This window comes from Bacteroides sp. GD17 (assembly GCF_038448625.1).
Classification (GTDB): Bacteria; Bacteroidota; Bacteroidia; order Bacteroidales; family Bacteroidaceae; genus Bacteroides.
Window position 1 is genome coordinate 16,648 of sequence record NZ_JBCEZS010000021.1, and the last position, 12,442, is coordinate 29,089.

At 42.5% G+C, this 12,442-nt stretch carries 8 protein-coding genes; all 8 read left to right on the forward strand.

Annotated features, from left to right (window positions below; translation table 11 throughout):
- Positions 1–27: 27 nt before the first annotated feature.
- The 8 genes from AAE250_RS22200 (at position 28) to AAE250_RS22235 (ending at position 12,435) form a co-directional block, all read left to right on the forward strand.
- Positions 28–897, forward strand: a complete 870-nt coding sequence (locus AAE250_RS22200; RefSeq protein ID WP_294601483.1) for an NAD kinase — start codon at positions 28–30, stop codon at positions 895–897.
- Between the two features lie 5 nt (positions 898–902).
- Positions 903–1,484 (forward strand): RNA polymerase sigma-70 factor, encoded by a 582-nt coding sequence (locus AAE250_RS22205; protein ID WP_294601482.1) that lies wholly within the window; start codon positions 903–905, stop codon positions 1,482–1,484.
- 53 nt (positions 1,485–1,537) lie between these two features.
- Positions 1,538–2,548, forward strand: a complete 1,011-nt coding sequence (locus tag AAE250_RS22210) for a FecR family protein (RefSeq protein ID WP_294601481.1) — start codon at positions 1,538–1,540, stop codon at positions 2,546–2,548.
- 242 nt (positions 2,549–2,790) lie between these two features.
- Positions 2,791–4,791, forward strand: coding sequence for an alpha-galactosidase (locus tag AAE250_RS22215; RefSeq protein ID WP_294601500.1), 2,001 nt, complete (start codon positions 2,791–2,793; stop codon positions 4,789–4,791).
- A 21-nt stretch (positions 4,792–4,812) separates the two neighbouring features.
- A complete protein-coding gene (locus tag AAE250_RS22220) occupies positions 4,813–6,603 on the forward strand; it encodes a glycoside hydrolase family 2 protein (protein WP_294601480.1) in 1,791 nt (596 codons plus the stop codon).
- A 44-nt stretch (positions 6,604–6,647) separates the two neighbouring features.
- The gene (locus AAE250_RS22225) at positions 6,648–9,320 is read left to right on the forward strand and encodes a sugar-binding domain-containing protein (protein WP_446715782.1); all 2,673 of its coding nucleotides are present in this window, start codon (positions 6,648–6,650) and stop codon (positions 9,318–9,320) included.
- 14 nt (positions 9,321–9,334) lie between these two features.
- Positions 9,335–10,102 carry a hypothetical protein gene (locus tag AAE250_RS22230; protein WP_294601478.1) on the forward strand — a complete coding sequence of 256 codons (768 nt, stop codon included), beginning with the start codon at positions 9,335–9,337 and terminating at the stop codon, positions 10,100–10,102.
- 122 nt (positions 10,103–10,224) lie between these two features.
- A complete protein-coding gene (locus AAE250_RS22235) occupies positions 10,225–12,435 on the forward strand; it encodes a glycoside hydrolase family 3 N-terminal domain-containing protein (RefSeq protein ID WP_294601477.1) in 2,211 nt (736 codons plus the stop codon).
- Positions 12,436–12,442: the final 7 nt, after the last annotated feature.

Sequence of the window (12,442 nt, forward strand, 5' to 3'; positions counted from 1 at the left end):
TTGCACGGCATAACAACAGAATTGACTATGAAATTTGCCATATTCGGAAATACTTATCAAGCCAAGAAATCCTCGCATGCAGAGAACCTCTTCCGGTTGCTCGGGCAACATCATGCCCAGATCTGCGTCTGCCGGGAATTCTATCATTTCCTCACTGCCGACTTAAAATTAAACATACCTGCCGCCGAATTGTTTGATGGAGACGACTTTTCGGCCGACATGGTTATCAGCATCGGTGGCGACGGCACCTTTCTGAGGGCGGCGAGCCGTGTGGGAAAGAAGGATATTCCGATTCTCGGCATCAATACCGGCCGCCTGGGATTCCTGGCGGACATTTCGCCGGAAGAGATGGAGGAAACCTTCGATGAAATCTACAATAATCATTATAAGGTGGAAGAGCGCAGCGTATTGCAATTGAGGTGCGATGACGAGAAGTTGATGCAGTCGCCCTACGCACTCAACGAGATAGCCGTGCTGAAGCGCGACAGCTCGTCGATGATAAGCATCCACACAGCCATCAACGGTGCACACCTCACGACTTATCAGGCAGACGGGCTGGTGATTGCCACGCCTACCGGTTCTACGGCCTACTCGCTCAGCGTGGGCGGACCGGTCATCGTGCCCCATAGCAAAACAATAGCCATCACCCCGGTGGCTCCTCACAGCCTGAACGTCCGCCCTATCGTGATTTGCGACGATTGGGAAGTGACGCTCGATGTAGAAAGCCGCAGCCATAGCTTCCTGGTTGCCATCGACGGACGGAGCGAGTCGTGCAAAGAGACGACCCGCCTGCACATCTCGCGGGCCGACTATAGTATAAAGGTGGTGAAGCGTTTCAATCATGTATTTTTCGATACATTGCGCAATAAGATGATGTGGGGAGTGGACGTAAGATAATTAACATGCAGAAAGATAGTGATGCTCTATTAGTAACCAAGTTAAAAGAAGGCAATAAATTTGCTTTTGAAGCACTGTATGAAAAATACAGTGCAAAATTATATAACTCCATCGTACTCCTCGTGTACGACAAATCTACAGCTAAAGACATCACCCAAAGCTGTTTCTTAACAATATGGGAGAAGCGTAATAATCTGGATTCAGAAAAGAGCTTCACAGCTTACCTATATACTATTGCTCGCAATATGGTATACAAAGAAACCGAGCGGTTACTATTACATAATAAATTTGTTGAAAACAAATTGAATACAGAAGTAGAGCCCTTTGAAGAAGACGCCATAAATATGGATGTTTCTTTGCTTGAAAAACAGATAGAACTGCTTTTGCAAAACTTGCCGGACATTTCTCAGAAAATCTTTCATTTAAAAAGAGAAGAAGAACTCTCAAATAAAGAGATTGCAACCCGCTTGGGCCTCACAGAACGTGCTGTGGAAGCACATTTCTATCGCACAATGAAACTACTAAAAGAAGAATTACGCAAATTCATAATGATTTTTCTCTCCCTCTATTTCTTAAATAATTGTTAAATAACAATTTTCTGTGAGTGTTTTGCCGACTTTGCGGATATATATTACAGAACATGGAAAAAAAAGACTATCATATTGAGTTATTAGACCGTTTCTTTCGCGGATTAACAAGCCCTGAAGAAGATGCACTGTTAAAATCATGGATAAAGCAACCGGATTTTAAGCAAAGGTTCATTGCATACTATCAACAATGCTGGACATTGGCTCCGAACACAATGGACAAAGTTGTACAAGACGAAATATTGACTGAACTTTTGAGCAAGATAGATACCCCTCCAATTATAGAAACAACTTTTCCGAAAATAAAGAACAGTTTCTTATATCGGATAGGACGCTATGCTGCAGTTGTATGCGCAGCATTAGTCATAGGAAGTAGCGCTTATTATATAGGGACAAATCATGCCTCTAATAACGAACTTAAAAACACGCCAGTTATTATGTCAGTTTCGAATGGACAAAAAGCCGATATAATATTAACTGATGGAACAAAAGTTTATATCAATTCCGATTCCAAAATTATATATGACAATTCTTATAATAAGAAAACACGTATCCTCACATTAGAAGGAGAAGCCTATTTTGAGGTTGCCAAGAACGAAGAAAAACCTTTTATTGTAAGAGCAAACGGTATAAATGTGCAGGCGCTAGGCACAAGTTTCAACGTATCTGCTCATAAAAAAGACAAATCGGTCGCCGTCATCTTAATAAATGGAAAAGTCAAAGTAGATAATGGAAGCCATGAAACATATATGAAACCGAATGAACGATTGGTCTGCAATCTTACTAATGGAAAGTTTGAAAAGAGTGAACTTCATCCTAATACAAACTATCTGCTTTGGAGAAGTAACGAACTGGCTTTTTATGGCGAATCATTCGAGGAAATTTGTACAATACTTGCACGAATGTATAATTGCAAGTTTATATTCAAAAATGAAAAAGCAAAACAATATACTTATCACGGCATCATAAAAAATAGCAGTTTAAATAATGTATTGGAATATGCCAGCCGTGCAAGTGGAATTAAATACAAAATAGAGCCCAATAATACAATAGTAATATATTAGTCAAACAAAAAAATATTTTTGAAAAATACAATCTAATGCCGCTCTAATATTTTATTAGAGCTAGCCTTTATCATGTTTTTCTCAAAGAAAAAAAACTAAAAATCCAATATTATCTAGACATGAAAAAGATTACACTATTTTTACATGCATTAATCAGTATCCAGTCTATTGTTGCTTCCAGCATACCAATTGATGCTGAAAATTTTGGCTCCAAAAGCAGCTGGATAGTCGATCAACAATTCATGAATCTTTGTTATGGACGTCTGCAAAATGACACGCTTACCATCGGAAACAATCGGATAGAGCGTAAATTTCTTTGGAATAAGGGAAATATTATAACATACAGTCTAAAGAACAAAGACAACAACCAGTTATGGCTGAACAATAGCCAGACCCCGGACTTTAGAATCACCACAGATTTGCCTAATGCCCAAAACAGCACAATAAAAGTAGATCAGGTGCAAGCGACAAAGATATATCCCGCCTATCTAAGAGTAGAAATCTCTTTCAAGCTGAACCAATTGGATATCAAACGTATATACCGCATTTATGATGATTGTCCGGCCATTGCGTGTGATACCTACTTGAAAGGAACAGTCAATAGCATCTTCGGAGGAAGAGAAGTCAGTACCGCCGACCGGAAAAACATTGAGTTTACCGAAGATACGAAGTCCAAAGAAGTGACTGCCGTGCTCGACCAGTTCCACTTTAAAGGACAGCACTGGCACGCCCGCAGTATAGAATTTTCTGATGTAACCGACTGGCACAATAATCTGGTATCCGAGAAAGACATTATCTCTTACCGCAAACTTGGATATCGCGGCAATCTGCTGTTTGCTTATAATGGTGAGGATAATTGCGGCATTTTCTTTTTAAAAGAGGCACCTTGTTCTTCGGTACAATTAGCTTATCAAGGACAAGAATTTCTGACTGATTTCGGAAAGTTCACAGTAACAGGATTGGGAATTACTGAAAAAGATGTAACTCCCGAACATTGGACCAAAACTTATAGCTGTGTATTGGGTGTCTATAAAGAAGGAGAATTAAGCCGCCTACAAGCTCTCCGTACATATCAAAAGAACATACGCATTTATCATGCCGATCGTGATGAGATGATTATGATGAATACTTGGGGAGATCGCAGCCAGGATTCTAAAGTCAATGAAGCCTTCTGCCTGAAAGAACTGGAACGCGCAGCTCAGTTAGGAGTTACCCACTTCCAAATCGACGATGGCTGGCAAGTAGGCAAAAGTCCAAATTCGGCCGTAGCCCATGGATCTTTCAAAAACATTTGGGACAATAAGGATTACTGGAAGCCAGATCCGCAGAAGTATCCACACGGTTTACATCCCATCATTAAGCGTGGCAAAGAATTAGGCATTGAAATAGGCCTCTGGTTTAATCCCAGCATACAGGATCATTTCGCCGATTGGCAAAAGGATGCACAAGCACTCATTGATCTCTATCGTGAATATGGCATTAAAATCTTCAAAATAGACGGGCTAACCATCGCTTCCAAAGAAGCTGAAACAAACTTGCGCCGTCTATTCGATAAAGTTCTGGAAGAAACGGACGAGGAAGTTATTTTCAATCTGGATGCAACAGCCAGCCGCCGTGGAGGATATCATATGTTCAACGAATATGGAAATATCTTCCTGGAAAATCGCTATACCGACTGGCAAAATTACTATCCTTACTGGACATTACGTAATCTCTGGATGCTCTCCAAATATGTACCTGCCGAGAAGCTACAAATCGAGTTTCTAAACAAATGGAGAAATATAGAAAAATATAAAGGGGAAATCTTTGCCCCCGCCAATTATTCTTTCGAGTATCTGTTCGCCATAACCTTAGCCGGGCAACCGCTTGCCTGGTTGGAAGGGAGTAATCTGCCGGAAGAAGCTTTAGCACTGAAAAAACAGATTGGAGTCTACAAAGAATTCCAGTACGACATGCATTCAGGTACCATTCTGCCAATAGGTGACGAACCGTCCGGACGTTCATGGACAGGATTCCAATCGCTAAAAAGAGATAAAGGCTATTTAATTATATATCGTGAAAACACCCCGATAGAGACAACTGAAATTGAAACCTGGCTATCGGAAGGGGTTACAGTAAAATGCACTCCATTGATGGGACATGGTAAAGCGATGACTACCGTTATCGGTAAAAAAGGAATATTGAAAGTTTCATTGCCAACCATCAATGACTATGTAGTTTATAAATATGAAATTGTGAAATAAACATCAAAATAATAAGATTCAATGAGAAAACTAACGATTGTTTGCCTGCTCATAATGACAGTATTGGGCAGCAAATTACAAGCACAAGATTTATTGTCCAATGTTTATGGACGTGACTACCAGTTACTGAACGGAAAATGGGGTGCCATCGTAGACCTGTACAATCTGGGCCGTAAAATGCAAGTTTACAAAAACAGAAAGCCCCAAGACAACAAACAATTCTACGAATATTCATTCGAGGGTGGTTTGACGCTGAATGTCCCTTCTGATTTCAACTCACAGATGCCCGAACTGAAATTCTACGAAGGAACCGTCTGGTACGGACGATATTTCGATGCACCTAAAACTGATGGGAAACGTCTGTTCCTCTATTTCGGTGCAGTAAGTTATCGTAGCCGGGTATACCTGAATGGAGAAGAAATTACCTGCCACGAAGGTGGATTCACCCCTTTTCAGGTGGAAATTACAGACTGTGTCAAGGAGAAAGATAATTTCTTGGCTGTAGAAGTGAACAACACTCGTACTACAGATGCCATTCCTGCCATGTCTTTCGATTGGTGGAACTACGGTGGCATCACTCGCGATGTGATGCTTGTCAGCGTTCCGCAAACTTATATAAGGGATCACTTTATCCAATTGGATAAAACTCAATCAAATCTGATCCATGCCAAAGTCTCTTTATCCGAAGCAAAAGCTGGCATCAATGTACAAATTTCCATTCCCGAATTAGGAATAAAGCAGGCTATGACCACCGATGCCAGCGGAATTGCTGAGACTACCATTAAGGTGAAGAAATTACAACGTTGGTCGCCGGAAGTACCCAAGTTGTACGATATAACCATCACTTCAGATAACGATCGGATCAACGAGCAAATCGGTTTTCGCAACCTTTACGTAAAGGGTGAAGACATCTACCTGAACAACAAACCTGTTTTCCTACGCAGCATCAGCTTTCATGAAGAAATTCCACAACGTCGCGGCCGCGCTTTTTCTGAAGCCGATGCCACAATGCTACTGTCCGAAGCCAAAGATTTAGGAGCCAATATGATCCGCCTGGCACACTATCCGCAAAATGAATATACTGTCCGTCTGGCAGAAAAAATGGGTTTTCTCTTGTGGGAAGAGATACCTATATGGCAAGGCATTGATTTTGAGAACAATGCTACCCGGGAGAAAGCAGGTCGGATGATTAAAGAAATGGTAATGCGTGATAAAAATCGCTGTTCTGTAGCCTTTTGGGGAATTGCCAATGAAACAGCCACTTCCGCTCCGCGCAACGAGTTCCTGAAGCACATGAAACAATGCTGTTTGGATATTGATTCCACCCGCCTGATTACAGCAGCTTTTGACCTGGTACATTTTAATCGCAAAAGCCAAAATTTTGAGATGAATGACTCTATCATTAACATTCTGGATATGGTAGCCATCAACAAATACATGGGCTGGTATCATGACTGGCCGCTAACTCCGGACAAGGCTATCTGGAACGTAGCCCCCGGCAAACCGCTCTTCATCTCCGAATTCGGCGGCGAAGCCCTTTACGGCAAGCATGGCGATGCAGAAGTAAAAAGTTCCTGGAGTGAAGACTATCAGGCAGAACTTTACAAGAACAATCTGGAAATGTTTAAGCATATCCCCAACCTGCGTGGTACTTCTCCATGGATTCTTTTTGACTTCCGTTCTCCCTTCCGTTTCCATCCCAATCAAGGAGGTGAATGGAATCGTAAAGGATTAGTCTCCGATCAGGGGCAACGCAAAAAAGCATGGTACATCATGCGTGATTATTACAACCAAAAGAAAGCAGAAAAATGAAACAGACATTGAAACATTGGACGGCTACCCTTCTCCTTGCATCTATGGCATGGAGTGGACATGCCCAGGAAAAGAGAGAAATGGATTTGTCAGGAGAGTGGGCATTCCAAACTGATGTTATGGATTTCCGTAGAGGCTCGCTAGATGTCCGCTATTGCCATCGTCTGCAAGAAAGTATTGTTCTTCCAGGCATCACAGACGACTATAAAATAGGTTATAAATCTCCCTACCGCCACCTGGACCGCTTGACCCGCATCTATGAATATATGGGGCCAGCGTGGTATCAGCGTGAAATCGAAATACCGGCATCTTGGAAAGGAAAACGTATATTCCTCTACTTCGAACGTACACATTGGCTCAGTTCTGTATATGTAGGCAAAGAAGAAGTCAGTAAAATAGATTATATCAGCATTCCCCACAACCATGAACTCACCCAATGGCTGCATCCGGGGAAGAAAGAGTTGATAACCTTCTGCATCGACAACCGCTACCAATACGATACACATAAATGGGACCATGCCCATTCCGAATTTACTCAAATAAACTGGAACGGAGTGCTGGGAGAAATCAAACTGGTAGCCATCGATCCGGTTTACGTGGACGATATGCAAGTCTATCCTGATGTCGACAACAAAAGTATAAAGGTAAAGATAGCTATACGAAACTATACGGAGCAAACAGCCCAAAGCAAACTTACTCTCCACGTGACTGGAGAAAAATATGATCTGCAACAAGAAATCCCGGTAACAATAACCGATTCCATCGCATATATAGAAAAAGAACTGGCTTTAGGCAAAGATATCCGTTTATGGAACGAATTCCATCCCAATCTCTATACACTGGATTGCAAACTGACTTCAGCAATAGAAAACGAATCGTACACACACAGCAAAAGTACGACCTTTGGAATGCGCGAAGTAGAAGCCGGTGAAGACCACATTATCCTTAACGGCGAGCCTATACATTTGCGCGGTACCGTTGAGAATGCCGTCTTCCCCAAAACCGGTTATGCTCCGGTGGATGATGCTTCTTGGGAGCGCGTACTCCATATCCTGAAAGAATATGGTATGAACCACATGCGTTTCCATTCCTGGTGCCCACCTGCCGCAGCCTTCCGTATGGCCGACAAGTTGGGAGTTTATTTGGAAGTAGAGATGCCAATGTGGGGCAAAGATGCTCAACCCGACGAAAAACGGTGGAATTTCTTCCGCCGTGAATTACGCGGCATATTGAAAGAATATGGCAATCATCCTTCTTTCATTCTTTATTGCAACGGTAACGAAATAACGGGTGACTTCAACTTTATTGAGGAGCTAACTGCCACAGCCCGCCAGTTGGACAACCGCCGTTTATATAGCGGATCCACAGCCCGTACGCGCGTCAAATCCGATCAGTTTTATATCACCCATCAGACGACAAAAGGTCACATGGCTATTTACGAAGGACGTCCATACACAAATTGGGATAAGAACAAAGAACTTGGAGTAGGTTTGCCTATCATTTCGCATGAATCGGGACAACGCTGCATCTATCCTAATTTTGAAGAAATAAAGAATTTCACAGGGCCCGTGCAAGCACGCAATTTTGAGGTATTCCGCGAACTGCTGGACAAGAACCACATGCTCGACCAAGCACACGACTTTTTCCGCGCTTCCGGTGCTCTAACGGCTATCGAATACAAAGACGTCATAGAGGCACAACTGCGTACTTACTTGAAAGGTGGCTTCCAATTACTTTCATTAAACGATTTCACAGGTCAGGGATATGCTCCGGTAGGTATTCTAGACCCATTTTGGAATTCTAAAGGTCTGATTACTCCGGAGAAATGGCGCGAATTCTGCGCACCGACCGTTGCACTACTCCGTTTTGACAAACGTGCATTCTACAATGATGAAGTGTTCGAGGGAAAGGCTGAAATCTATAACTACGGTCCTTCTGTCCTGAAAAATGCCAAAATCAGCTGGAGCATAACCGATAGTGAAGGCAAGACTCTGAAAAGCGGAAAACTAAAGACACAGACCATCGGGAAAAACGGCGTATTTCCTTTAGGCAATTTCAGTTTTGCATTGGGCAACATTACCGAACCACAGAAGCTCACAGTACACCTTTCTGCAGCCCTGGTCAAGAATAGCTGGGACATTTGGGTATATCCTCGTCATAACAACCAAATGCAATCGACCGACAAGATACTTTACACAACCGTTTTCGATGAAAAAGCAAAACAGTATCTTGCCGATGGCAAAAAAGTAGTACTTTGTCCCAAACCGTCCAATGTAAAAGGTCGCAAGTCTGTTTTCCACAACCATTTCTGGAATCCGATAATGTTCAAGTGGCCACCAATGACAATAGGCTGCCTGATACACAGTGACCAACCGGTATTCGACCACTTCATCACGTCCTACCATACCGACTGGCAGTGGTGGGATATTTTAGAAAATGCCAAAGTCATCGAAATGAGAGATGCTCCGACAGCATTGCGCCCTTTCATTCAGGTAATAGACCATTACGACAATAACGAAAAACTGGGCATCGGATTTGAAGCAAAAGTAAAAAACGGCAGTCTATTGGTACTGGCTGTAGATACACAGAAGAACATCGATAAACGCCCTGCCACCCAACAGTTGCTGGAAAGCATCGACCACTACGTAAAGAGCGATAAATTCGCCCCACAGATTTCCGTTAGTGAATCTTATATTGAATCGTTCTTAAAGAAGTAAATGGAGGGAATGTTATGAGAATATCCTTTATTTGGTTACTTTTATCGTTGCTGATCGAACCGGCATCGGCACAAGAAATAAAAATGTCACAGACAGCTCCTCTGGAACAAATCTATGGAGAAAGCATGGAAGATGATGCATTACTGCCTATGAATGATCTGGATATGGATTTCGGCTATGCCCTTTATGAAACGACCGTTAATGTGGGAGAAGAAAATCCCACATTGACAGTCGAGAACATACGGGACTATGCCGTAGTTTACATAGACAACCAATTACAAGGTTACTTGAAAGCCAGCAAAAAAGATTTGGCAACCAAGCTTTCACCAGGAATACATAAACTAAGCATCTACGTTGAGAATATCGGACGCATTACTTATGGTCCTGAGATTCTCGACAACTCAAAAGGTATCTATGGCAGCATCACTTTAGGTGATTCAGAACTGAAAGATTGGAAAATGACTCCGCTGAATGTCAAAGAATGCACAATAAACAGTCTGAGTTTTACAGAAAACAGTTCATCCATCCCCTGCTTTCACAAGGGAAATGTTTCTATAGACAATCCTACCCAAGCCACTTTCCTTAACATATCCGGATGGGGTATGGGGGAAGTTTGGATAAATGAACAATATCTGGGTGCTTATTGGGAGGAAAATGCAGAAAGAACATTAGCCATACCGGCCGGCACTTTGGTAGAAGGCAGTAATGAAGTAGTAGTATTTGAACTAAAAAACAATGAACAAACATCTATGTCATTGATAGATAAACCTATTTTCAAATAATATCTCTCTAATTTCACCATTCAAGATTTTGTTTATATTCCTTAAAATAACAACCTTAGTATAAGAGTTGGTCATAGAAAATGTGTCCTACTAAATGAGAACACAATAAAATTATAAATATTATGAAGAAACTAACATTTATCAGTTGCCTGCTTCTAAGTAGCTATCTGAGCGGAGCAATAGCTGCCAACAAGAAACAGCCCGTCTACAAAGATGCCAAATCCCCTATTGAAGATCGTGTGAATGATCTGGTGGGCAGAATGACCTTAGAAGAGAAAATACTGCAACTAAATCAGTATACCCTGGGGCGCAACAACAATGAAAACAACCTTGGCGAAGAAGTAAAAAAGATTCCTGCTACTTTAGGCTCCCTTATCTACTTTAACGAAGACGCCAATCTGCGTAACGAAGCCCAACACAAAGCAATGGAAGAATCGCGCCTCGGCATCCCTATCCTTTTCGGATATGATGTTATCCACGGGTTCCGCACTATTTACCCCATTTCTCTGGCACAAGCATGTTCTTGGAATCCAAAATTAGTGGAGCAAGCATGTGCCGTTGCTGCTCAGGAAGCTCGCATGTCCGGAGTGGACTGGACCTTCTCTCCTATGATTGATGTAGCGAGAGACGGACGTTGGGGACGTGTTGCCGAAGGTTATGGCGAAGATACTTATACCAATGCCGTTTTCTGCGTCGCATCCGTCAAAGGATATCAAGGCGAAGATTTGTCCGGCAACAAGAAAGTAGCTGCCTGTCTGAAACATTACATCGGATACGGAGCCTCTGAAGCCGGACGTGATTACGTCTATACCGAAATATCCAATCAAACATTATGGGATACTTACATCCCTCCCTATGAAGCAGGAGTAAAGGCCGGTGCCGCTACCTTGATGAGTTCATTCAACGACATCAGTGGCACACCCGGAAGTGCCAATCACTATACAATGACAGAAATCCTGAAGAACCGTTGGAAGCACGACGGTTTCGTCGTTTCCGACTGGGCAGCCGTACCGCAGCTAATTGATCAGGGACATGCTGCCAACCACAAAGAAGCCGCCCGTTTAGCATTCAATTCCGGATTGGAAATGGATATGATGGGACATTGCTATGACAAACACATGGCACAACTGGTAGAAGAAGGTAAAATAAGCATGGAACTGATTGACGATGCAGTGAAGCGTGTCCTCCGCATCAAGTTTCGCTTAGGACTGTTCGATAATCCTTATACCCCGATATCAACTGAGAAAGAACGTTTTCTATTACCACAAAGTTTGGCAACTGCCGAAAAACTGGCTGAAGAAAGCATCGTTCTACTGAAGAATGAAAACAATGTACTTCCTCTGGCAAACGGGAACAAACCAACTATCGCCGTTATGGGACCTTTGGTAAAGAATAGCGCTGAACTTTTAGGTTCTTGGTGCGGTCACGGACACGTAGAGGATGTCCTCCCCATCAATGAAGCAATGGACACTGAATTTGCCGGTAAAGCAAAATTGATTTATGCTGATGGCTGTGACTTCGACGGTAACGATACATCAAAGTTCAGTGAAGCTTTGGCTGTTGCCCGAAAAGCAGATGTCATTCTGCTTTGTATGGGCGAGAAAAAGAAGTGGAGCGGTGAAAATGCCTCACGTTCCATCATCGAACTGCCTGACATACAAGAAAAATTCATTTTTGAAATAAAGAAAGCAGGAAAGCCTATTGTATTGGTATTATCAAACGGACGTCCTTTAGCTCTTTCCAAAGTAGAACCTCTTTGTGATGCTATCGTTGAAATGTGGCAACCGGGTGTACCGGGCGGAATGCCATTAACAGGCGTATTATCGGGCCGGGTGAATCCTTCGGGCAAGCTATCCATTACATTTCCACGCTCTACCGGACAAATCCCAATCTATTACAACCAACGCAAAACAGCACGTCCCCACAGTGGCAAGTATCAAGATATTCCCTCTACTCCACTGTATGAATTCGGATATGGTTTAAGCTATACTACCTTCAACTATGGTGACATCAGACTATCTAAAGAAACCATTAAACGTGACGAGAAACTGATAGTGGAAATCCCGGTTACCAACACCGGCAAGCGCGATGGTGCCGAAGTGGTTCATTGGTTTATTTCAGATCCCTTCAGTACAATTACCCGTCCCAACAAAGAATTGAAATATTTCGAGAAACAGTTGATTAAGGCCGGTGATACCTACATATTCTATTTTGAAATTGATCCGATACGTGACATTAGTTTCGTAAATGCCAACGGCGAACGTGTCCTTGAAAACGGCGAATACTATGTAACAGTAAAAGATAAGAAAATAAAATTCACGCTGACTGATTAACGCTCCG

Coding starts and splice junctions, on each gene's coding strand:
- AAE250_RS22200 (WP_294601483.1), top strand. CDS start 28: ATGAAATTTGCCATATTCGGAAATACTTATCAAGCCAAGAAATCCTCG.
- AAE250_RS22220 (WP_294601480.1), top strand. CDS start 4,813: ATGAGAAAACTAACGATTGTTTGCCTGCTCATAATGACAGTATTGGGC.
- AAE250_RS22230 (WP_294601478.1), top strand. CDS start 9,335: ATGAGAATATCCTTTATTTGGTTACTTTTATCGTTGCTGATCGAACCG.
- AAE250_RS22205 (WP_294601482.1), top strand. CDS start 903: ATGCAGAAAGATAGTGATGCTCTATTAGTAACCAAGTTAAAAGAAGGC.
- AAE250_RS22215 (WP_294601500.1), top strand. CDS start 2,791: ATGAATCTTTGTTATGGACGTCTGCAAAATGACACGCTTACCATCGGA.
- AAE250_RS22225 (WP_446715782.1), top strand. CDS start 6,648: ATGGCATGGAGTGGACATGCCCAGGAAAAGAGAGAAATGGATTTGTCA.
- AAE250_RS22235 (WP_294601477.1), top strand. CDS start 10,225: ATGAAGAAACTAACATTTATCAGTTGCCTGCTTCTAAGTAGCTATCTG.
- AAE250_RS22210 (WP_294601481.1), top strand. CDS start 1,538: ATGGAAAAAAAAGACTATCATATTGAGTTATTAGACCGTTTCTTTCGC.